Source organism: Neptuniibacter sp. QD29_5, assembly GCF_047778125.1.
Lineage (GTDB): Bacteria > Pseudomonadota > Gammaproteobacteria > Pseudomonadales > Balneatricaceae > Neptuniibacter.
On sequence record NZ_CP180556.1, the window covers coordinates 1,939,896 to 1,961,324 of the forward strand.

Annotated in this window: 20 protein-coding genes and 1 other RNA gene; 8 read left to right on the forward strand and 13 right to left on the reverse strand. The window is 41.2% G+C overall.

Annotated features, from left to right (window positions below; genetic code table 11):
* Positions 1-191: 191 nt before the first annotated feature.
* Positions 192-1,043 carry a LysR family transcriptional regulator gene (locus ACMXYR_RS09075; protein WP_415901309.1) on the reverse strand — a complete coding sequence of 284 codons (852 nt, stop codon included), beginning with the start codon at positions 1,041-1,043 and terminating at the stop codon, positions 192-194.
* 65 nt (positions 1,044-1,108) lie between these two features.
* On the opposite strand from ACMXYR_RS09075, the gene ACMXYR_RS09080 reads away from it, so the two are divergent.
* Entirely contained in the window at positions 1,109-2,359 is a 1,251-nt protein-coding gene (locus ACMXYR_RS09080) for a YbfB/YjiJ family MFS transporter (protein ID WP_415901310.1), read from the forward strand.
* A gap of 1,304 nt (positions 2,360-3,663) precedes the next feature.
* On the opposite strand, the gene ffs is transcribed toward ACMXYR_RS09080, so the two are convergent.
* An RNA gene (gene ffs / locus ACMXYR_RS09085) (signal recognition particle sRNA small type) lies at positions 3,664-3,760 on the reverse strand.
* 355 nt (positions 3,761-4,115) lie between these two features.
* Between ffs and ACMXYR_RS09090 the strand changes: the two genes are divergently transcribed.
* Positions 4,116-5,342 (forward strand): EAL and HDOD domain-containing protein, encoded by a 1,227-nt coding sequence (locus ACMXYR_RS09090; RefSeq protein ID WP_415901311.1) that lies wholly within the window; start codon positions 4,116-4,118, stop codon positions 5,340-5,342.
* On the opposite strand, the gene ACMXYR_RS09095 is transcribed toward ACMXYR_RS09090, so the two are convergent.
* Positions 5,337-6,254, reverse strand: coding sequence for a LysR family transcriptional regulator (locus ACMXYR_RS09095; RefSeq protein ID WP_415901312.1), 918 nt, complete (start codon positions 6,252-6,254; stop codon positions 5,337-5,339). The two genes, ACMXYR_RS09090 and ACMXYR_RS09095, sit on opposite strands and share 6 nt — an antisense overlap.
* Positions 6,255-6,427: 173 nt before the next feature.
* Between ACMXYR_RS09095 and ACMXYR_RS09100 the strand changes: the two genes are divergently transcribed.
* Both ACMXYR_RS09100 and ACMXYR_RS09105 read left to right on the forward strand, forming a co-directional pair.
* Entirely contained in the window at positions 6,428-6,994 is a 567-nt protein-coding gene (locus ACMXYR_RS09100; RefSeq protein WP_415901313.1) for a cytochrome b, read from the forward strand.
* Positions 6,994-7,569 (forward strand): YceI family protein, encoded by a 576-nt coding sequence (locus ACMXYR_RS09105; RefSeq protein ID WP_415901314.1) that lies wholly within the window; start codon positions 6,994-6,996, stop codon positions 7,567-7,569. The genes ACMXYR_RS09100 and ACMXYR_RS09105 overlap by 1 nt, the downstream gene beginning before the upstream one ends.
* A 69-nt stretch (positions 7,570-7,638) precedes the next feature.
* Here ACMXYR_RS09105 and ACMXYR_RS09110 read toward each other — a convergent pair whose 3' ends face one another.
* Complete coding sequence (locus tag ACMXYR_RS09110; protein ID WP_415901315.1) at positions 7,639-8,118, reverse strand: DUF411 domain-containing protein; 480 nt, start codon at positions 8,116-8,118, stop codon at positions 7,639-7,641.
* A gap of 367 nt (positions 8,119-8,485) precedes the next feature.
* Between ACMXYR_RS09110 and ACMXYR_RS09115 the strand changes: the two genes are divergently transcribed.
* Positions 8,486-8,944, forward strand: coding sequence for a hypothetical protein (locus tag ACMXYR_RS09115; RefSeq protein ID WP_415887883.1), 459 nt, complete (start codon positions 8,486-8,488; stop codon positions 8,942-8,944).
* Between the two features lie 49 nt (positions 8,945-8,993).
* Here ACMXYR_RS09115 and ACMXYR_RS09120 read toward each other — a convergent pair whose 3' ends face one another.
* Positions 8,994-9,647 (reverse strand): TetR/AcrR family transcriptional regulator, encoded by a 654-nt coding sequence (locus tag ACMXYR_RS09120; protein WP_415901316.1) that lies wholly within the window; start codon positions 9,645-9,647, stop codon positions 8,994-8,996.
* A gap of 658 nt (positions 9,648-10,305) precedes the next feature.
* Here ACMXYR_RS09120 and ACMXYR_RS09125 point away from each other — a divergent pair.
* Positions 10,306-11,106 (forward strand): response regulator, encoded by an 801-nt coding sequence (locus ACMXYR_RS09125; RefSeq protein WP_415901317.1) that lies wholly within the window; start codon positions 10,306-10,308, stop codon positions 11,104-11,106.
* Positions 11,107-11,167: 61 nt separating this feature from the next.
* Here the strand turns inward: ACMXYR_RS09125 and ACMXYR_RS09130 are convergent, their stop codons facing one another.
* Positions 11,168-12,967: a methyl-accepting chemotaxis protein gene (locus ACMXYR_RS09130; RefSeq protein ID WP_415901318.1), complete on the reverse strand. Its 1,800-nt coding sequence runs from the start codon at positions 12,965-12,967 to the stop codon at positions 11,168-11,170.
* Positions 12,968-13,133: 166 nt separating this feature from the next.
* Positions 13,134-13,835, reverse strand: coding sequence for a M48 family metallopeptidase (locus ACMXYR_RS09135; RefSeq protein WP_415901319.1), 702 nt, complete (start codon positions 13,833-13,835; stop codon positions 13,134-13,136).
* A 14-nt stretch (positions 13,836-13,849) separates the two neighbouring features.
* Between ACMXYR_RS09135 and ACMXYR_RS09140 the strand changes: the two genes are divergently transcribed.
* A complete protein-coding gene (locus tag ACMXYR_RS09140; protein WP_415901320.1) occupies positions 13,850-14,482 on the forward strand; it encodes a uracil-DNA glycosylase family protein in 633 nt (210 codons plus the stop codon).
* A gap of 1 nt (position 14,483) precedes the next feature.
* Here ACMXYR_RS09140 and ACMXYR_RS09145 read toward each other — a convergent pair whose 3' ends face one another.
* The 5 genes from ACMXYR_RS09145 to ACMXYR_RS09165 all read right to left on the reverse strand — a co-directional run bounded on the left by ACMXYR_RS09145 (position 14,484) and on the right by ACMXYR_RS09165 (position 19,410).
* Positions 14,484-16,469: a transglutaminaseTgpA domain-containing protein gene (locus tag ACMXYR_RS09145; protein ID WP_415901321.1), complete on the reverse strand. Its 1,986-nt coding sequence runs from the start codon at positions 16,467-16,469 to the stop codon at positions 14,484-14,486.
* Positions 16,447-17,427 carry a DUF58 domain-containing protein gene (locus ACMXYR_RS09150; protein WP_415901322.1) on the reverse strand — a complete coding sequence of 327 codons (981 nt, stop codon included), beginning with the start codon at positions 17,425-17,427 and terminating at the stop codon, positions 16,447-16,449. Before ACMXYR_RS09150 ends, ACMXYR_RS09145 begins: the two co-directional genes overlap by 23 nt.
* Complete coding sequence (locus tag ACMXYR_RS09155) at positions 17,420-18,340, reverse strand: AAA family ATPase (protein ID WP_415901323.1); 921 nt, start codon at positions 18,338-18,340, stop codon at positions 17,420-17,422. Before ACMXYR_RS09155 ends, ACMXYR_RS09150 begins: the two co-directional genes overlap by 8 nt.
* Before the next feature lie 79 nt (positions 18,341-18,419).
* Positions 18,420-18,725, reverse strand: a complete 306-nt coding sequence (locus tag ACMXYR_RS09160; protein ID WP_415887874.1) for a hypothetical protein — start codon at positions 18,723-18,725, stop codon at positions 18,420-18,422.
* Between the two features lie 178 nt (positions 18,726-18,903).
* Positions 18,904-19,410, reverse strand: coding sequence for an FKBP-type peptidyl-prolyl cis-trans isomerase (locus tag ACMXYR_RS09165; RefSeq protein WP_415901324.1), 507 nt, complete (start codon positions 19,408-19,410; stop codon positions 18,904-18,906).
* Between the two features lie 289 nt (positions 19,411-19,699).
* Here ACMXYR_RS09165 and ACMXYR_RS09170 point away from each other — a divergent pair, with 289 nt between their 5' ends.
* The gene (locus tag ACMXYR_RS09170; protein ID WP_415901325.1) at positions 19,700-19,975 is read left to right on the forward strand and encodes a hypothetical protein; all 276 of its coding nucleotides are present in this window, start codon (positions 19,700-19,702) and stop codon (positions 19,973-19,975) included.
* 14 nt (positions 19,976-19,989) lie between these two features.
* Here ACMXYR_RS09170 and ACMXYR_RS09175 read toward each other — a convergent pair whose 3' ends face one another.
* The gene (locus tag ACMXYR_RS09175; RefSeq protein WP_415903636.1) at positions 19,990-20,763 is read right to left on the reverse strand and encodes a helix-turn-helix domain-containing protein; all 774 of its coding nucleotides are present in this window, start codon (positions 20,761-20,763) and stop codon (positions 19,990-19,992) included.
* Positions 20,764-21,429: the final 666 nt, after the last annotated feature.

Here is a 21,429-nt window from a genome sequence, read left to right on the forward strand (position 1 = left end):
ATTTATCATTTACAAAATTTTCAATAATAATTGCTCAATAATTGAGAATATTTTTAGGCTGCTTAAGGTGCGTACAATTTTTCGAGGACAAGTGAACAAGAAATGCACTATTCAAACAGTAACGCTGTAGCTATTTCACTGTTGATAGGTAGAAAAGGAACTCAGAGGTTTTAATTCAAACAACGAAGGCTCTAGTTATTTGGCTGTTTACATTCCGGAAATTGGCTGACAAAGTTAAGAATACCTTGCTCTGAAGGATGGCCTTTTCGGTAGATAACCGATATCTCTATTCTCTGCTGGCCCATAGTAACAGGAATAGTTTCGAGTGCGTTTTCATAACGACTTCCCGTCACCATATTCTCCCCGATAACGGTGTAACCTAACCCAGCTGCAATACAACCGAGTATTCCATCGGCGCTACTCATGACCATCATTTCATCGGTAAATCTATCACTTAGCTCTTGCCAGACTAATGCGCACTTTCTGTAACCACACCCTTCTTCTCTCACAAACAGAACGGGCTCATATTCTTCATCTATAGGTGTAACAAGAACAAGTGGCTCATGCACAACCGGCAAAATCTGTAGATCCTCATGGAGTTTCGCATTCCCAACTAATGCGCAATCTAATTTATCGTTAAGTACGGCCAGAGCTAATCTGTCACTTGTATCGGTATAGATTCGAGGAAGGATTTCGGGATGTTTTCGCTTAAGCTGTTTAAGCGTCGTGGGTAGATGAACAGCAGCAAAGGTTTCAGGCATACCTATACGAAGTTCATAGTTACCTTTATTTTTTAAAATAGCAGTCGATGCTTCATATTCTAACTGCAAAATCTGAGAGGCATATTTGTATAACAGCTGTCCGGTAGTTGTAAGTTCGAGCTTCCTTCCTACTCGCGTGAATAATTTAGAACCAAGCTCGTCTTCTAACTTTTGAATTCTTGTAGTGATATTTGATTGCACAGTATTAAGCTTTTCCGATGCGCCTTTAATACCTTCTTCATCCACAATAGCCTTAAACGTACGTAACGCTACAATCTCCATATAGTTCTCTTTTATTGAAGTTTTAATTCTAAAAGATTCACTTTTTAAGATTAACAGAAAGCGCTATGGTTGTTGAACACAAATACAATAAAACAACACAAGTCATTATGAACACCACACTCACCAAAAGTCAGGTCTATTTTGCTGGCATCTGTAGCCTAGTTGTCACAGTGGGAGTTGCTCGCTTTTCCTACACACCGTTACTGCCAATCATGCAGGCAGAAGCAGGCCTTACTGAAACTGGCGGTGGCTGGCTCGCTACCGTTAACTACATTGGCTATATGATTGGTGTTCTGATTGCGGCAAGCCTAAACAACCTTCATCACAAGTACCTATTACAGAAGCTATATTTGGTACTCAGTGTGGTTACAAGTGCCGCAATGGTTATATCTACTGACCTTTATACTTGGTCTTTTATGCGATTGATCGCGGGGATTTGTGCATCTGGTGGCTTAATCATCTCCTCGGGGCTGATCTTAAAATGGCTGGTCAACAACGGCCACAGGGGCGAACTCGGCATCCACTTTTCCGGTATAGGCATGAGCATATTTGTCTCAGCCATCATCGTAGAGATCCTTTTACAATTCTCTGCCAACTGGCAGCAACAATGGCTATTTTTTGCTGCAGTAGCAGCCATCATCGCTGTACCTGCCTGGTTATGGATCCCTCATCCAAGTAACCATTCAGATCACTCTCAACCAACACCTAAAGATAATCCACCCAGCAAAAGATTTACGCGGCTATTCTTACTTGCATACTTCTGTGCAGGGTACGGTTACGTAGTGAGCGCAACCTTTATTGTGGATATCATAGAAGGTCTTGAAGGCTTACAAGGTCAAGGCGCTTTATCCTTCGTACTTATAGGGCTTGCTGCAATTCCAGCTGTAGTTCTATGGGATAGAGTCGCGCGCAAGTATGGCTATTTAAAAGCTCTATTAGGTGCATATAGTCTACAAATCATTGGCATAATGATCCCTACACAAAGCGATGCCTTTCCATTAATTGCGTTATCGGCAATTCTGTTTGGTGGAACCTTTGTTGCCTGCGTAAGCTTAGTACTTACAATGGCAGGTCACTTCTTCCCTAGCAACCCTTCGAAATTTATGGGTAAGATGACTCTCGCTTATGGCTGCGCTCAAATACTAGCGCCATTTTTAACCGGATTGCTGGCCGAGAACTTAGGTAACTACAATCTAGGTTTATATTTTTCTGCCATTGTCATGATAGTGGGATCAGGATTAATTCTGACGTTAATTCAGATCGGGGAACAACCACTAGATTCTAAAAAACCTAAGACTTTCAATGTAAAAGCATAGCCCATAAGAATAGCCCCGCTTTCATCAGGGGTAATACTAAGCTAAAATTTAAAATAACCGTTTGGATTTTTTGGGAAGAACTAAGGACGTTCTAATCTCATGGAAGAAATAAAAGATATTTTATTACTCGTTGTAACTAGTTTCAGTGGTCTCGCTGGAATAATCTATTGCCCTTATATTTTCCTTATCACCTTCGGTATCCTTTCCTTTGTGCTATACCGATTAAGAATCAGTGTAGCCAAAGAATAATATATCAGCATTCATCTGATGACCGTATTTATTGGGATTAATATGCAGGCTTTTCATTTTAATATACTCTGAATGTGTTTTAATAATCTCTATTATATCCCTCTAAAATAACCCATTATTTCCCGATAAAAACTGGGTTTAATACGCATACTTTGCACCGCAACAATATTAATAACAACCACCTAATTTAGACCATGCAAATTTAGCCAAAACTTAGTGCTATCTATTTCAGCACTTTTAAAACTCTGTAACTGTCAGCCCTGCAGGGCAGGGAAGATATAAGTAGCTAATTTCCAACCACTGCCAGCAACAATTGCTGCGACGCACAAAACAAAAAGACCAAAATAAGAGTTTTTCTTATAAACACAAACCCTGAATTGCTTTAGAATAGCGCCAATTTTAATTCTCCAGATAAGCAATATCTCAATCTAAATATGGCAAAACTCGTTAAAGACTTTGAGGACTATCAGTTCACATTTTACTGGGTAAATGATCTCAATGAACGTATCAGCCCAAATCTACCAACTCTAAATCACGCCAAAGAATGGATAGTCTCCTTCAAAAACAGCCAGCATCAAGGAATTGAACGCCGAAAAAGAAAATGTGATCGAAGACACGAAAATGGCACTATGCGAAATTCACTTACATCGAAAAGATCACCATACTCTAGTGGACGCAGATCTACTGATAAGCCAATCGAAGTTGAATTTGATTTATCGTCTGTGAAGATCACAAAACTTAAAGAAGTAGTTTAGCTTCTAGCCCTCCCCTTCCTATCTTTAAGAAAATGCATCAATGTACTGATTTAGTGTAGGAAGGGGACTTACAGTTTCGAACTTATTCATACAGCCCTTTCCTCAACACATAATTGCTCATTAAAGAATAAGCCGAATGATTTTCATTCTTGCTTTATTAAGATTACAGATTCAATCTCAATTAGACTCAAGAGTTTAAGCTTGCTTCAGCGAATATAAAATGCTCTTAGGCATATAGAGCGAGTAGACGAAAATCCACTTCAGAGAGAAAACTAGTGTGAATAGGAAAACTGGAGATGACCCCACCAGCCACATTCCGGCACATGAATCCACCGCTGTGGCTGCTCCCTTCCGGGCCTGACCAGGTTCACGATTTATCATTGCGGAAGGACCAGCAGGGCCACCATTGCGGGCCTGAAGGGCCTTGTCTGAGTTAGATCACTCAAGACAGGCGCGCAGTATACCAGCGATTTTTTGATATGCAAATGCAATTATTTAACTATCTGTTTTTATAGAAATAAAATTCATATTCGTCCCTAGTTCAAGCTCAACAGGTTTCGTTAAAGTTCATGCTATTCCTCTCCACCCCTAGCCCCCTTAAGCAGGATCTAACCTATACTTAAACGGCAAATGATATAAACACTGATTGATTTATTAAGCGCTTCTTAATGCCATGGCTTTTATAGTGGCTCTACTGTTAGAGTTAAACGGTATACAGTTTGTTGTATGAATGAACAACAGGATAAATGGACATGGAAGAACATTTAAATCAGCTAGGACTCGCCCGACAACCTATTTTTGACCGCGAACTCAACGTCGTGGCCTACGAACTCTTGTATCAATCTGAGCATGGCGAAGCTGTAGCCAAGTTTTTAAAAGGCGACCAAGAATCCTGTAATGTCCTAATCAATAATTTCACCAGCATCTATGATTCGGGGAAATTAAAATCCTTACCAGCCTTTCTCAATGTTACTGAAGGCTTTATTCGTACAGAAAGCTTACCAAGCTTATCGCGACATAACTTAGTACTGGATGTTAGACAACAACCCAATATCACGCCTGAACTAATTGGCTCTTTAAAGAAATATGTGGATGCCGGCTACCGTCTAGTTCTCGACGATTTCACTTATAGCAGCGACTACGATGAACTACTTAAACTCGCACATATGGTGAGAGTAGATATTTGTAAACATAGTGATAAAGCTATTGTTGCCCACTTGGAAAGCATGCGCCCTTTCAAAGTTGTATCTCTAGCTGAGAATGTTGAAACCCATGATGAGTATGAGCGCTGCCATGCCTTAGGGTTTAGGCTATTCCAAGGCACATTCCTTTCTAGACCTACACTGGTTGAAGGCAAAAAGTTAACTTCAAATCAGGCTATCGTTATTCATCTATTAGCAGCTCTTCAAGATCAAGATGTTACCCCTGCAGTGTTGGCTGATATTTCATCCCGTGATCCACAATTGACGTTTAAACTACTACGCATTGTTAATTCGGCACAATACAACCTGCCTAACAAAATCGAGAGTTTAAGTCAGGCGATTATTGCCTTAGGCATGAATGAAATTAACAAGTGGGCCACCCTACTCGCGCTATCGAGTAATGATGACAAGCCAAGTGAACTGATCCGTCAGATCCTGATTACCGCAAGGATGTGCGAATGCGTCGCTTATCGCACAGAAGAGATCGACTCTGAACTTGCCTTTATCACCGGCGTTATCTCTATGCTGGATGCGCTACTAGAAATACAACAAGAATCATTGCTTGAGCAGCTATCTGTATCCGATGAGATCGTCGAAGCTGTCACAAGTTTTGAAGGTCCAGCAGGACAATTACTTCAAGCGGTAAACTTATACATGATTGGACAATCCGCCTTTAAACTTCCACCACATATCCAAGAAGTTTATTCAGAAGCATATTATGATGCCTTAAGCTGGAGTAACGAGACTATGCAGCTTATGTCAGGCTCTCATTTATAAATCAGGCTGAAAAATTGATAACAGCTGAGATCTGACCCAGCGGCACATTGGATCTTGATGGAAGCGTTCATGCCAATAGAGATATAGCACCACCTCGGGTAGATCAAATTCAACAGGCAGCGGCTTAATCACTAAGCTGCAGCTTTTTACCAAATGCTGGGCCATTACTTCGGGCAGTGTAAAAATCAGATCAGACCCCTGACCAAACTCAGCAACCGACATAAAGCTTGCAAGCCTTAACATCACCCTACGATCCAAACCGAACTTTTCTAATTCGATATCCATCATGCCTGGCCCCTTCCCTGTAATAGAAACAAGCCCATGGGAAGCCTGCGCGTAATCATTCAGACTGATAGATCTTTGGCTCGCTAAAGGGTTGCTTTGATCCATCACACAAACATGACCTGTTCGCGCAATCGGAAAGCGTCTAAATTGATCCTGCCCAGAATCAGGAGATAGCCCAGTGATTGTAAAGTGCACCTCCCCTCTTGCGAGATATTCAAAATGCTCTGGTTGCTGAGAAACAATCTCTACCCGTAATCTCGGTGCCTTATCACGCAGCATCCTTACCACATCTGGCATCAACAGAATCAATTCTAAATCCAAGCCTGTTAGCTTAACTACGCCCTCGGCTAGTTCTGGATTGAATTCCTCCGGCTGCATAATCGATGCGACATCCTGTAACAATGGCTTTAACTGCTTTTCCAGATCAACAGCACGCGCACTAAGGTCGTAGCCATTTCCAGTTCTAACTAAGAGAGGATCATCAAGTGTTTGACGCAATCGCTGTAACGCTCTGCTCACAGCTGGTTGGCTCATCTGCAAGCGTTCAGCTGCTTTAGAAACATGGCGCTCAGCTAACAACGCTTGTAACACAACGAGGAGATTTAGATCGACCGAACGTAAATTCATTAAACGAATAACCGAAATATAAAATATGCATTAGACGCATTTATGATTAGCCATTAAAGTTTGAAAAGCAAATCCAAAAGGTGACGCTAACAACTTGTAAAGATTCGTAAACTTCACTGCAGCACGATGTTATTTGTGGTTGCATAGCCAAGATAATTTGAGGACTGAAATAGATGCCATTTAACCGCAAAATTTTGAATGATAATGACAGCTATGGCTGGGTCCCAGTCCTACTTCATTGGTTCATTGCATTATCGGTTATTGGCCTTTATCCCCTCGGTTTATATATTGAAAGCTTGAGCTATTACGATCCCGAATACCGGACGGTGCCGATCTGGCATAAGAGTATCGGCATCCTACTAGCAGGCTTGTTGATTACACGAATCTTATGGCGTTTATTCAACCGCTCGCCAAAAGCACTGCCACAACCAAAGAAGATGGCAATTGCAGCAAAAGCTGCACATGTATTGCTCGAAGTTTTGCTTCTACTTACCTTGTGTTCGGGCTACCTGATTTCTACCGCTGACGGTCGAGCTATAGAAGCTTTTACCTGGTTTAGTATTCCAGCACTACCCTTCGCAATGGAACAGCAGGAGGATATTGCAGGTGAGATTCACTTTTTGATAGCAACAACACTTATCGTGCTAGCAGCATTACATGCTTTCGCTGCAATAAAGCACCATTACATAGATAAAGACTTAACATTAAAGCGCATGCTAGCGCTACGCGAGGAACATTGATGAAATCTAAATTTATTAAAGGGTTGGCGCTAGCCTCTCTAATCACTACGTCCCCCCTTTATGCTGCGGATTACGTTATTGATACAAAAGGTGCGCACGCATCTATTCAATTCCGCATCAGCCATTTGGGCACAAGCTGGTTAACTGGCCGTTTCAACACATTCTCGGGTGAATTCAGCTACGATGCTGCTAACCCAGCGGCATCTAAAGTAAATGTTGATATTGATGTTAACTCGTTTGACTCTAACCACGCTGAGCGTGATAAGCATATCCGTGGCGATGAATACCTAGATGTAGCTAAACACCCTAAAGCGTCTTTTGTTAGCTCTTCATACACACCAAATGAAGATGGCAGCGGCGTAATGAAAGGCATGCTGACACTTTACGGAACAAGCAAAGAGATCTCTATCGACGTGAAAAAAGTAGGTGAAGGCAAAGACCCTTGGGGCGGCTATCGTGCAGGCTTCGAAGGTACTACAAAGATCCAACCTAAAGATTTTGGCATGAACTACCAGCTAGGCCCTGCAGCTGAAACTGTATACCTAGAACTTCATATCGAAGGTATTCGGAAGTAATTTCGATTTCATCTAAAAACAATAAAGGCGAGCACTATGGTTCGCCTTTTTTTATATCCACGGCTGGATTTAGTAATCCGCATATTCCGAATAAACGCTAACTTCGTTCGCCTCTGAAACCGCATAGACTTTAAAATCGTCCTTTCGAGCGCCTTCCATATCCATACCCGGTCCACCTGATGGCATACCTGGTACAGTCAACAAACGGATATTATCGGAATTATCAGCCAATAACTTTTTAATATCCTGCGCTGGCACATGACCTTCAACCACCAAGCCATTTACAACACCAGTATGACAAGACGCACCTTGAGCAGGTATACCTAAACGCTGCTTGATTGGCGATACATCATGCATCTCAATACTATTTACGTTGAAATTGTGTTGCTCTAGATGGGTGATCCATTCCTTACAGCAACCACAAGTCGGGCTATGGTATACATCGATCTCATAACTTTGATCAGTTTTACCCTCTTCCCAATACGGGTCTGCTGCGAAAACAGGCATACATAAAACAGCGGAAACGAAACTAATAATTAACTTTTTCATTCAACAGCCTCTACATTTAGTCTCTATATTTTATCGAGAGCTGGAGTGTAGAGCTATACGATTTTATTCAAGTCGTTACAGGACGCTAAACTCAATCTGTTTAAATGAACTGGAGTTAAAATAAAGCTGATATTGGTAGACTGACTATCCACTTAAGCTATGCACCATAAAAACATCGAATCCTATCGACTTATATCGTGACACTCAGCAATCATTACATCTGGTATAAGCAGTTTGAATTACCAAAAAATTTCCGCAAAGCATTTGATAATGCCGATCAACTTACACGACTTTTGTCCTGCTTTTCACGCTTGCAAATAATCACCTTTAAAGCGAGACTCATGCCTGATTATTGAGAGGTATAAGCGTGGACAAATCTGATTCTATATATCACTGGGACAAAGAATTCTTTGAGAAAAAGTTATCACTACTAACAAACTGTCAATTAGGGTTTGTTGGCGCAGCGCTGATGCTAATGATGATGAACCTTTCCAAGATCTATCTTCTTGCTCCACTCGGTATAGGCTTGATCCTAGCTAGCTGGTACAAACACCACTTAGAGCAAACCAAAGAACAAATGAAAAATATGTCTGTAGAGATCGCGCCTAAATCCATTTTGTTTAAAGTGCCTTCTGAAGAGACAGAGAAGCGCGTAACTTTTCGCGAGATCGAAGAGATTAACCAACACAAAGAGAACATGGTGCAGATCATCACTCTTTACCTTAAAACTGATGAAGACAAGATTGAGATCAAAGCACTTAAAGACAGTGACAGATTTGTTGCAACTTTGAAAGAGCAAATAACTGAGCAACTTTCAAATCAATAAATTGATGTAATTGACCTTGTAGAAATCACTACAAGGTCACTATTCTTAACTAGGAGCAGATAGAAGAGACTGGCGTCGGCGGAGCCTGGACGACCTCCCAACGTTTATCTGCTTGTTCTTTAATTTCTAACAATTCCTCAAGTGAGGATCGACAGGTGCGCCAATAATTTCTAACACTAACCGAGTCCTCCGAAACATAAAAGCGCATCATTAAACCAGCTTGAATGGTAGCAATCATCTGAACCGCATTCTGCAATGATGCTGTAGAGTACCCACCACACAATTTCTGAAGTGCATGTAGCCGCTGCAAAGAAATATCATCTTGCAATTGACGCAATAACACTCGAATCTGCTGATTAAAAGTAGTCGATGAAACATATCCGAACAACGCTCGCGCTGTCTCATCATGGGTAATCAAGCAATCAAAAAACTCTGTCTCTAAACGATCTAAAAACTCTACTTTCGTTTTCGGAGCTTGGTAACTTTGCAATGATAGGAGCAACTTACTGGAAAGTAACTGAAGCACCTCGATTTCTACTTCCGTCATTGTGCGAAAGTGATGATAAAGCCCACCTTTGCTGACCCCTGCCTCTGCAATTAACCTGCCCGCCGTTAGCGCTTGTAATCCATCTTCACTGATGATGCGAATTGCAGCATTAAGAATCAAACTCTTAGTTAGATCGGCGTTTCCATTTGGGCACATTACTCTGACCTTTTTTGCTTGGAACACATGAGATAAAAAACTGATACTACTGAGTTTTCTTTACCTCTCTTTTCCTATGCTACGCCTCTACCTATACAAACAACATCAAAACATAAGCATTTACTGATTTAGATCAAGCAGCATTCACACATCAATTTTGGGCGAATACCGATAAATCAATAGCAAAAAAATAACTCGCCTTTAATACTCCGAGGGTCTGAAACCGTACTGGAACGTGACCTTAGATAATATCAGAATATTTAACCTCTAATTTCAGCTGGTTACATTAACAGCTGACACATTTTTACACTTCCAAGTTCATCAAACTCATGTGCCTAGAATTTAACCAATACACAATCAAAGCGACTTATTTTGTGACAAAATCATTCATACACAAAATTACTGAGCTCAATTATTAATTAACAGTCATTCAAACTGACTAAAATTAAACAAAGAAACAAAGTTCTACGCATAAAAAATAGTCATTTGTATAAACAGCCCGCCATTTCAAGATCGAACACTCAAAAACTTGTAGTTTTAGTGGTAGAAAGCACTATTCACCACTTTTCTGTTAGGGTTATCTCTGTCATGATCTAAACTTTAGGTAAATACCCTCCCTTAGCGACGTCCGCTAAGTTACCTGTCAATGGATTAGGATATGGAATTAAGTAGTATATATGTCACTGTAATTGAGCCATCTAAGGTTCAGCGCAACATTATCATTGGCCATCTAAACAGTTTCGGTATAAACCATGTAGAAGAATTTTCCGAAGCCAAACCGGCCCTTGAGCACATGCTTTCTTCCCCGCCCGATTTGGTTCTTTCGTCCATGCATCTACCAGATATGACTGGTACAGACCTTGTAACACAAATGCGCGGATTAGGTGCTTTAGAACATATCACCTTCCTCTTAATCTCTTCCGAAACTCATTACCGCTATCTCGAACCTATTCGCCAAGCGGGTGCGATTGCTATTCTGCCAAAGCCGTTTAGCCGAGAAGAGATGGGAATGGCACTTAGAAGTACGCTGGATTACATAACAGACTTTGAAGGGGACAGTGATAGAGAAGAATACGATGCGCTTAGGGTATTAATTGTTGATGACAGCAAGTTATCCCGCAACTACATCAAGCAAATGCTGGATTCTCTATCTATTCATTCAGTCGATACTGCAAAAGATGGCTCTGAAGCTCTTGAGTTTATCTCTAACGGTAGCCGGTATGATTTGATCATTACTGACTACAATATGCCAAATGTCGACGGAAAAGAGCTCGTAGAGCATATTAGAAGCCATAGCGAACAACCAACGGTTCCTATTTTGATGGTGACAAGTGAGCAAAACGAGAGCCGATTAGCCGCCGTACAAAGCGCTGGCGTTTCTGCTATCTGCAGTAAGCCCCTTTCTTACGACACAGTAAAACAGCTCGTGGAACAGCTTGTTACAGATTACGACATGTAAGAAGAAAAAGTAGACATAAAAAAACGCGGTATTTACCGCGTTTTTTTAGGTCTCTGATAAGTTAGCTTTTATCATCAAGCAAGTTTTCTGGCGCAAAGCCCATGATCAAAGCCCCCCAATGCTGACCATTGATATACAGAGGAATCGATAGGTCATTCAAGATTTCTCCTGTATCACGGATAAAGGTCTGCAGCAGGAATGGAGCTGTAGAAGATGCTCGGCGAACTTCTGCGCGGTTACCTGCAAAGATTCGACGGTTACGGCTCTTCAAGTTATCTACCTCAAAATTACCCGTAATGCGTTCCGAAACTTTGGTATGGTGAGCTGCAGCGTAACCATTACGATCGACTGCAATGGCATAGATAAACTCAGAACGCTGATTAATAAAGCCATCAAACAGCGGACGCATCATCGCCTCATATTGATCAGCATAGCTGGTATCGTATTTCTCAGGCATCTGGCCATCGTTTGTGCGCACGTAGTTAGTATCAAACATGTTACAACCACGATTGCTTAGCTCTTCCAGAGCATCTTGAACCTGCTGACTCCACTGGCGACCGGTTTGAATCATACCCTCAAAACCACCGTAACCAATGATAAAGCGAGATAGCAGTTCCTGTGTTTCTTCAGTAGAGTGCTCAAGCTCTTCAGAAAAACGACGAGATTGCTCTATTTCTCCATGCATCGATGTAGAAATATTGGTAATTTCGGATACATGATTGTGTGATTCACGGTTTGTATAAGCCAGCTCATCAATTGCTGCACTTATACTACTTAGCTGACTGTTTAACTCTTCAAAATCGCTTACTAGCCCATGGAACTGATCATTGGTGCTACCAATAAATTCTTCTGTAGAGCCAACATACTCCAGAATTGTTGAAGCACTGTTTCGCGTACTACCTACTAATGAAGACATCTGACTTATGTTCTGATCAATCTCACTAGTAGCTGTACTTACTTTCTGAGATAAGTTACGTACTTCATCAGCTACTACCGAGAAACCGCGACCTGCTTCACCTGCTCGAGCAGCTTCAATCGACGCGTTCAGTGCCAATAAGTTAGTTTGATCTGAGAAATCCTTAACCATACCAAGGATTTCAGTGATGTTACGGGAATTAATCTCAAGCTGATGAACCGTTTCTTGGAAATCAGTCACCTGCTTCCTAATCGCTTCAACCTGATTTTGTACACGCCCTAGTTCGTTACTTGAAGTACGAATTTCTTCAAGGTTGCGCGTATTTCGCTCCGATATCTCAAGGGTGCTACCTGCAATATTATCAATGGCCTGGGTTGCTTCTTGAGATGATTGGAAAACTTTCTGCGCCTGTTCCTCTTGTTCGGAGGCAGAACCTTGGGCTTCAATGAGGACCTTTTGCAAGCGGGTCGAGCTAAGCGCAACGCTCACACTACGACGACGACTTTCCGCAATCATTGCCTTAAGACTAGATGAGAAACCATTGTAACTTTCTGCCATTTCAGAGATCTCATCGTGAGTATACTCAGGTAGAGTTGCAGAAATATCCCCATCCTTATCTTTAATTGCCTTCAAAATATCAGTCATTTCATTTATTGGACGCAGGAATAGATGGCGCATAAAGAATATGGTGCCAATACCTGTAATAAGTGCAAATCCAACCGTAAGCGCACCATAAAAGCTAAAAGAGTCCAAATGAGACTGAATTAGCTCTACAGGCACAGCAGAAGCCTCAACTCCTGAGAGACCGTATTCAAGCTTTTCAAAGTGGTAATAACCAATAATCAATAAAACGATGTGGGGTAAAAGTAAGAATAAAACATTACCTAAGATCTTCTTAGTTAATGTATTGAATAAGGATTTCTCGATACTCTTGTATAGGCTCATTTTTGCTCTCATTATTTTTATAGCTGCCTGTGCCATCTCAATTGGCGAATAGTGCTAAAACTCCTTTTCCAAACAGCTTAGACTATTTAAATAGCTATGCATTATTTGTTAACACTATGAAAACGCTTCAAAAATAACACAACCTTCCATCAATTCAAACAAACAGCTACCAAAGTACCCATGCATTTTTGGTTTGTAGGTAGGAACGCCTAACTTTCCAATCTGGACAGTACTTCTCAACTAACGCCCAAAATTCAGGGCTGTGATTTAGATGAGTCAGGTGTGATAACTCATGAATAACCACATAATCTATAATACTTTTATCTGCAAATACTAGTCGCCAGTTAAAGGTTATTTCGCCTAGTGCAGAGCAGCTGCCCCATCTTCGCTTAAAATCTTTAAATTTCAATGAATTATATTGAACACCTTTCTTTTGAGCCCAATACGAAATTCGCTCAGAAATAAGTTCTTCTGCCTGCTTTTTGAGCCATTTTTTTAAATAAGCCTCAACACGCTCTGAATCACTCTTCCTACTAGATCGACGTTTTCCCACAATCACTAATAGCCTGTCACCTTCCAATACTACATCCCAGCGCTTCCCGTCACACCAATCAAGAAAATATTCATTACCTAAGAATGGAAACGGAGCACCCTTTTCCGTTTTCAAACAAAACATCTTTAGGTTTTGTGACATAACTGCCTGTTGATGAGAGATCCAAACCTGTTTTTTAGCAACCCAATCTTCTATCCACTGATCAGTTACCCATAGCGGAACACGAATTGATACCCCGTTTTCATCTACCTGAATAGCCGCAGTTTTTCTGCGTGCACTTCTAATTATTTTGTACTGCTCTATAGTTTCATTCATTAGGGCACGACTATTTGTTTAAGAAAGATGTTAAATACTTTATTGCAAACTGGGGTATAAAATTGATCCAACTTCTCGATCAGGTAAGAGACTGTAGACTCTGTGAAAAAGCACTCCCTTTAGGGCCTCGCCCAGTAGTTCAAGCTTCTGCTGATTCCAAGCTTCTAATTATCGGCCAAGCCCCAGGTAGCAAAGTTCACCAGTCAGGCATCCCTTGGGACGATCCCAGCGGCGATAGATTACGAGAATGGCTAAGATTAGACAAAGAAACCTTTTACGATGCCAACAAGATTGCAATCATGCCTATGGGGTTTTGCTATCCAGGCAAAGGACAATCAGGTGATAACCCACCGAGGCCCGAATGCGCCCCTACTTGGCACGAGCGCCTATTAAATGAGATGCCTTCCATCCAATTAACTCTTTTAATCGGACAGTATGCTCAGCGTTATTACCTAAAGCAGCTTGAAGCCTTAGCAGATTACAAAACTTTAACCGAGCGCGTTAAAAACGCTGACAAAGCCCCTACCCATTTATTACCTTTACCTCATCCCTCACCTAGAAATCAGATTTGGTTGAAGAAAAACCCATGGTTTGAAGCAGAAACACTACCTCTATTAAGAAAAAGATTAACAATGATAGATCTTTAATTCATCTGAATGACACTAAGCACTGATTTACAGATTTTGAAAATTCTGCAACAGACGGACCATCATCTTTAACTGCATATTTTACACACTCATATTGCAGCGAGATCTGCCGACAAATATCTTCCAGATCAGGACGTACGTTAGCTAACCTTGCACAGTAATCCCCTACAGTTTCTCCTTTAGATCTCTGCAACCCCTTTGACTTCAAACCATTAGATAAACGAGTAATATTCGAGTCAAAAGGATCCTTAGGGGGAGCGGCACTAAAACGCACCATAAAGAACATAGTGATTATTATCACTACAGCAAACGGAATCAATAGAAACAGAACTAATCGCCATGCCGTAACTTCGCCTAACAGATCACGAAGAAGGTCTATCTGGCGATGGTGGTAGTGTAAAACCCAACGTTGCCAAGCATAATTAAACCCTTCAATTCTCAATCTTAATTCTGCTAAAAAACCATCGCCCTTAATTCCTAAGCTTTGGACAGGACTCTCATTTAAGAACTCTGGTTCTCTTGAGAAAACTTCACTAGAAGCTTCTTCAATTCGATCAGGTGATACTGCCGCTGTTGGATCAATCCGGACCCAGCCTTTATTCGGAAGCCATGCTTCAACCCAAGCATGAGCATCATACTGCCTTACTAACAGATAGTTTTCATAAGGATTCCACTCTCCGCCTTGATAGCCCGTGACAATCCTTGCTGGAATACCTACCGCACGGAGCATAAAAGCTGTAGCACTAGAATAATGGCCACAGAACCCGCGTTGTGTTTTGAAAAGAAAATCATCCACTGTATCCACCCCCAATGGTGGCGGAGAGAGTGTGTAGGTAAAAGTCTTATTGAAAAATTGAAGTATTCGCTGAATAAACGCCTCTTCTGTACCGGTTTCTCGCCACCATTGTCGAGCCAATTCCATTGTCTCAGTATTACCTTCTGGCAGATAAAGTTCTCGGGCAAAGCTCTGATAGCTTCGTTCAGAACCTATAGACAAAGCAGGCCGTGCATCTAAAGAAAATTGTTTCCGCTGAATCAATGGGCGACGTGATTCTAATACTCGACCCGCACGAAATTCTAATTCTCTAGGGCTTTTATGAACATAATCGAGCGCTGGAACATAAGTGGCCTGAGTCGGCTCAAGTATAAGTTCGTAACTTATTTTTGGACCTGAACGCTCAGACTCAATCGCTTTATCTCGATTTACCAAACTACTTTCTTGGTTACTCCAACTACGACCATCAAAGTCATGAAGAACAATTGCACGCCAATATAAGCTTGATTGCGGCGGTTTTACTCCTTCAAAAGTCGCTCTAAAAGCCACCTCTGCAGAGCGAGTCAATCGTGTGATATCGCCTGGGGCCATAGTGTCAGACAAACCGGTTTTGGCCGCACTTTTATCAAAACTAATCTGCCAAAGTGGATCTATTCTCGGCATGCCCATAAATAAAACAATCATTAATGGGAACACTGGTATAAACATCAAGCAGGTTCGTTTAAACGGCAGAAAGAATGGCACAGCACGATGAATATGTATCGCTTGCAAAGCAGTACTTATTACCAACAAACAGAATAATGTGTAAATTGCCATCCATATCGTTTGCGTGAAAAGAAAAATAGATGCGGCGATAAGATATGCCACATAGAGAACAACCAAAGCATCACGCCGTTTGTAGATTTCTAGCAGTTTTAATGAGAAGGCAACAACTAGTAACGATACTGTAGAGCTAATTCCCCCTCCCTCTTGGTAACTGAACAGAACAGATAAACCTGCAACAAAGACCAAAACAGATTTAAACCATTTGGCAGGGAAAGACCAACGACCAACAAAGACCATAACTCGCCAGCTTAACGTGAAGAGCACAATACCTGGCACCCAAACTGGTAGGTGACTGATGTGTGGTAGAACAACCACAAACACACTAATCAGTTGCCACAACAATGCTGTACGGCTTAGCTGTTGGTTATGCATGGCCAACGTCGCCATTCGCCCCTCCAAACACAGCCAATATCGTTAACACCCTCTCTAAATGATCAGGCCCCGATGACGGTTCGATTCTTTTACTGGGCAACATCAAACCAAAATCGATCCCTTCGTGCTCTAATTGGATCGCCCAGTAACACATCACACTTAATCTGTGCTCCATAGGCAGATCTGACCAAGACTCCCAATTCAACCAAACCTGTCTGCTTTGCTGGCCAACATAGCGTTTAACCAACAAGCCTCGCCCCTGAGCAAACTGCTTCCAAGCAATATGTTTAGTGGACTGTCCGGGCTGATATTCTTCCAAACCAAAGAAATCATCACCCGCCCTTTTATCACCGGATTGGCTGTCTTGATCACCACTATTAAGATCAGGTCTTGGACCTTTTTGAGGTTTTGGGAAAACAACAATATCTAAATCTAGCTCAATCCAACTCCAAGCCCTTAGCAAACCAAATGGATAGTTGGTTTCTATCTTTAATGGACCCGGCTTCAAACGCCCTCGCGTATGAGTAGTCAGATTAAGCTCTACTTCACACTCGTGCTCCTTCTCTAAATAAATAGTCTCTTCAGGCTGCCCCTTCCAATTAAGCTGTATACTTTCATAGTTCCGTTTCTGTTCAGATTCAAGAAGCACCGAAAGGTAGGTAGAATCACCAGCAAAGCAGTTCTTACCTTTAAGTGCAGTAATTCTCAAACCAGATAGGTTTAAAAAAGTAAAATGTATGGTTAGCACCCCAAGGGCTACCAACATATAAGCAACCGCATGAATAAGGTTGTTCTGATAATTAGTGGCGATAAAGAACAACAAAATGCACAGAAAGAAAAAGCTCCAACCCGAAGAAGTTGGAAAAATATAGATACGTTTTTGATTTAAAAGAATAGAATGACCTTTAGGCCGCCTAGCACTGACAACCCTATCAACCCATGCTTGAAACCGACCACCTAATTGCTCAACCAACCACGTCAACCTCACTCAGTAATTTACGAACCAGCGCAGCACCACTCTGATCCATATAATCTTCTGATGAGCGTAGGCGATGCGCAAATACTGGTCCTAGCAAAGATTGTATATCTTCAGGAATCACATAGTCTCTGCCACTAATATAGGCCCAGGTTTTAGCTGTATTTAATAGCGCTAAACTGCCACGCGGAGATATACCATATTCAAACTCTATTGACTCTCGACTGTACTTAACCAGCCTCTGTATATAGTCCAGCACACTACCTGATACAGAAACCTGAGCACACTTATCACGAATCTGATCAAGCTCATTAAGTTCGAGTTGCTCTTGAAGGTCGGGGATCTTCTTACGAGCATCGCCACCCAACAAAAGTTCCCTTTCAGCTTCTAATGAAGGGTAGCCAAGATGGATGCGCATTAAGAAACGATCTAATTGAGATTCAGGAAGTGGAAAAGTACCGTATTGGGAAATGGGGTTTTGGGTAGCAATGACAAAGAAAGGTTGCGGTAATTCATAACTATACCCCTCAACCGTAACCTGCCTCTCCTCCATCGCCTCCAGCAGTGCGCTTTGTGTTTTTGGCGTTGTGCGATTGATCTCATCTGCTAATAAAAGCTGGGAAAAAACAGGCCCTTTGTGGAAAACAAACTGACCATTAGCAGAATCAAAAATTGATGCCCCCAATATATCAGCGGGCAACATATCACTAGTAAATTGAATTCTTTGGTAATCTAGCCCAAGCACTTTAGCCAAAGCATGGGATAAAGTCGTTTTTCCCATACCGGGGAGATCTTCAATTAACAGATGCCCCCCTGTAATCAGACAGGTCAGCGCCTGCCTGATTTGAACTTCCTTCCCATATAAAACTTGGCCAACCGCCTCAACAATTTGATCTAGCTTTTCGCGCATCAACAACTAACTCCATATCCCTGAGTTATTACTATGCCAGTTTGGTTGAGCTCCTGCACGAGCTTATCTTATCTTGCTGTTAAAATTTAAGCGGGATTGAATCTTGATGATAATCCGCAAAATCAGAACGACACGCTTCGTCATGAGTCTCGATCTGCACAAGGTTTGCCTCATGGATACCTGCTTTAAGGCAGATATCGTAACCTTCTTTTACATTGTGACAGGTAACAACTTTTCCTTCCTGATCTTTTATCAACTCTTTCTGTAAATGATCATGATCATCGAATTCCACCTCGATAACCATAGGACCACACCCAGACTCGATAAAATTAACACCCTTGATTCGTGCCTGCTGCTTTAGCATACCCATCTGCTCTATGTTCATAAAAAGCCTCCAGAACTATGCTTGCGGATAATTTAAGTACAGTTGAGCATTGTACGTAACACCGAAACGTTTAGATTAATAATAGTCAAAGATCAGGTATTACGAAGCCTAGAGAAATTAGATAGACACAAAAAAGCCCGGTATAAACCGGGCTTTTAGAACCTAAAGACCGAACATATTAGTTACAGCAAGAATCACCGCTATCACAGCAGCTTTCACCACCTTCGTGTACGTGACCATGCGATAGCTCTTCTTCAGTCGCTTCACGGACATTAGTCACTTCGACATTAAAGGTCAGTGTTTGACCCGCAAGAGGATGATTACCATCCAGAATGACACCATCGTCCTCAAGAGCCATAACCGTTACTGGCTGCTGCCCCCAAGGCGCTTCTGCCATAAATTGCATACCAACTTGAATATCATCAATACCTTCGAAGTTAGCGCGATCAACTTTCTGTACTAGCTCTTCACGTACATCACCATAACCCTCTTCAGGTGACACAACCACATCAAGCTTATCACCCACAGATTTTCCAATTAGCGCTTTTTCCAAACCTGGAACAATATTGTTTGCACCACAAACGAATGGTAATGGCTCTTGGCCTTGCGAAGAGTCTAGAACGTTACCTTCTTCGTTTTTCAGTGTGTAGTGAATGTAGCCAACTAGATTTTCAGCAATTTGCATACAGAGAATTCTCTATTTTGAGGGGATGTATTTAATCTGCAAACTAACTTAATACTGCAATAAACCATCACCCTGATTAGGATTTGGGAACCTTGCTTAAGGCCCAACAATAAGTAAACACTTAGATAAACCAATCATACCGATTGCACCAAAATGCTGCTAGTTCTGGCTATCTGTCTTGCAAAGAAATTACATCATGACTAGAAAATAGGAATTTTTCTTAGCTTCAAATCCAAATCCCTGTGCTAATTTGTAACTATTGATAGCCTTATCATGGAGGATCAAGCTAATGGAAAAGGCATGTACGCTATGTTACAGCCTTGTATTGCATCACAAACCGCACTCTGCACTGAAGAAGATTAGTGAATTGAAAGGTAGTGAGTTGTATAAATGCTGTTGCTGTTACGCCTACTTACACAGGTATGACAACGAGTGGGAAATTATCAGCGGTGGAGACTTTAACGGCAAGCCTGCCAATCAGGTTGCAGTCGAGAACCCAAACCAAGCCTCAGAATACGAAAACGAGAGTCCAAGTTTCGGTAAACGCATCAGCTATCAACCTTGATTGATAGCTGATGGTTACAAAAGCCCTACTTCATACAAAATAGCAACAAGCTGAGTTTTATTACGCGCACCAAACACACGCTTAGCTCGAGTAATATGATATGTAATCCCTTCCTCAGTTAATGCTAGCTTATCAGCAATTCTTTTTACGGCCATACCTTCAGCTGTCATCTGAATAATCTGACGACAGGTATGCGATAACAGCTCCTGCTTAAGGAAAGGGTTTTGCTCTTTCTCACACACGACCTGCAGTAATGAATGATAACGAGCCAAAATCGGTACTAACCACTCCTTGACCGAATCGAAAAACTCTTGGAACTCATCTGCAGGCAGACTATGAAAAAGACCAAAATAATGAAACCAATAATTATCACTAACGCCTGTCATAGGCACATAAACACGAGACGATATATTATTCTGTTTCCAAAACGATTCGACCTGCGAGCCAACACCACCATCTGTACTCTTAACTACGAGCGGCGAACGTGCTTCCGGAAGTTGTTTCCATAAAGGATCTGCTTGAGCAATATCCTGATAATAAGCTTTTACTACAGCATCCGGCAGGGAACCGACAATATCAAAACCATTTTCCCACCGCTGCTTCTGATGGTCAGACAAACCTTTAATATGCTGACGCGTCAGCACTGAGTATGTGAAGGAAGTAAAACCAAGCTGACATAGTAACTCATCCAGTTCCTGTAACAGCCTATCCCATGTGCATTCAATAGCTAACACTGTTTTCTCTTGAAGTGCTGGCTGTTGTTTTAGCTGTAGAATCAGGCTTTCCATATCTTGCACTAAAACACTCCGTTGAAAAGTGAGTCCTGATACCTTTAGGGGAGATGATTTCTTTTAAAGATAAACACCCAAAAGGTATGACCAAATTACATAAATTCAAACAAAAGGGGTAAAAATATAAACTAACCTATGACTCCTAAAAACATAGATTCCCCAAACCATATGTTAATGATAAGCGTATTCCAAAATGGAAGAAGTACCAAAAAATATAGTATCTAGGGTGTTTTTCACACTTAGGTCAATTTTTCATGGACTAAAGCCTTAGACTCATTGAATTCTTTGCCTTTCAGCTGATTTAAAATTCTCTAATACTGTACTAAATCAGTCTGACATATCTGACAAAATCAGAACTTTAGTACTACTACCGACCTCTTATTACTTACATTTAGTAAGGAATAAAGCAGTGATAAGCAAACATATAAAGAGCTTATTTTTGACATATAGAGATATAAAATTCAAACAAAGATTTGTAAAAGCAAATAAACCTTAAGCTAAATCAAATTACAAATTTATTACATCGTATTCTTTTAGATTTTTAATAAAAAATACGACTTGTTTTAAAATATATTTTGCATATTTATCTATAGATACTGAACATTCACTTAATAATATTGCAGTTGATTTTCATTAAGGTTATACGTCAGAGTGACGAGTTCT

What these genes read in the sequence shown, in the direction of transcription:
- ACMXYR_RS09075 (WP_415901309.1), bottom strand. Translation starts at nt 1,043, where the DNA reads ATGGAGATTGTAGCGTTACGTACGTTTAAGGCTATTGTGGATGAAGAA.
- ACMXYR_RS09080 (WP_415901310.1), top strand. Translation starts at nt 1,109, where the DNA reads ATGGTTGTTGAACACAAATACAATAAAACAACACAAGTCATTATGAAC.
- ACMXYR_RS09090 (WP_415901311.1), top strand. Translation starts at nt 4,116, where the DNA reads ATGGAAGAACATTTAAATCAGCTAGGACTCGCCCGACAACCTATTTTT.
- ACMXYR_RS09095 (WP_415901312.1), bottom strand. Translation starts at nt 6,254, where the DNA reads ATGAATTTACGTTCGGTCGATCTAAATCTCCTCGTTGTGTTACAAGCG.
- ACMXYR_RS09100 (WP_415901313.1), top strand. Translation starts at nt 6,428, where the DNA reads ATGCCATTTAACCGCAAAATTTTGAATGATAATGACAGCTATGGCTGG.
- ACMXYR_RS09105 (WP_415901314.1), top strand. Translation starts at nt 6,994, where the DNA reads ATGAAATCTAAATTTATTAAAGGGTTGGCGCTAGCCTCTCTAATCACT.
- ACMXYR_RS09110 (WP_415901315.1), bottom strand. Translation starts at nt 8,118, where the DNA reads ATGAAAAAGTTAATTATTAGTTTCGTTTCCGCTGTTTTATGTATGCCT.
- ACMXYR_RS09120 (WP_415901316.1), bottom strand. Translation starts at nt 9,647, where the DNA reads ATGTGCCCAAATGGAAACGCCGATCTAACTAAGAGTTTGATTCTTAAT.
- ACMXYR_RS09125 (WP_415901317.1), top strand. Translation starts at nt 10,306, where the DNA reads ATGGAATTAAGTAGTATATATGTCACTGTAATTGAGCCATCTAAGGTT.
- ACMXYR_RS09130 (WP_415901318.1), bottom strand. Translation starts at nt 12,967, where the DNA reads ATGAGCCTATACAAGAGTATCGAGAAATCCTTATTCAATACATTAACT.
- ACMXYR_RS09135 (WP_415901319.1), bottom strand. Translation starts at nt 13,835, where the DNA reads ATGAATGAAACTATAGAGCAGTACAAAATAATTAGAAGTGCACGCAGA.
- ACMXYR_RS09145 (WP_415901321.1), bottom strand. Translation starts at nt 16,469, where the DNA reads ATGGCGACGTTGGCCATGCATAACCAACAGCTAAGCCGTACAGCATTG.
- ACMXYR_RS09155 (WP_415901323.1), bottom strand. Translation starts at nt 18,340, where the DNA reads ATGCGCGAAAAGCTAGATCAAATTGTTGAGGCGGTTGGCCAAGTTTTA.
- ACMXYR_RS09160 (WP_415887874.1), bottom strand. Translation starts at nt 18,725, where the DNA reads ATGAACATAGAGCAGATGGGTATGCTAAAGCAGCAGGCACGAATCAAG.
- ACMXYR_RS09165 (WP_415901324.1), bottom strand. Translation starts at nt 19,410, where the DNA reads ATGCAAATTGCTGAAAATCTAGTTGGCTACATTCACTACACACTGAAA.
- ACMXYR_RS09170 (WP_415901325.1), top strand. Translation starts at nt 19,700, where the DNA reads ATGGAAAAGGCATGTACGCTATGTTACAGCCTTGTATTGCATCACAAA.
- ACMXYR_RS09175 (WP_415903636.1), bottom strand. Translation starts at nt 20,763, where the DNA reads ATGGAAAGCCTGATTCTACAGCTAAAACAACAGCCAGCACTTCAAGAG.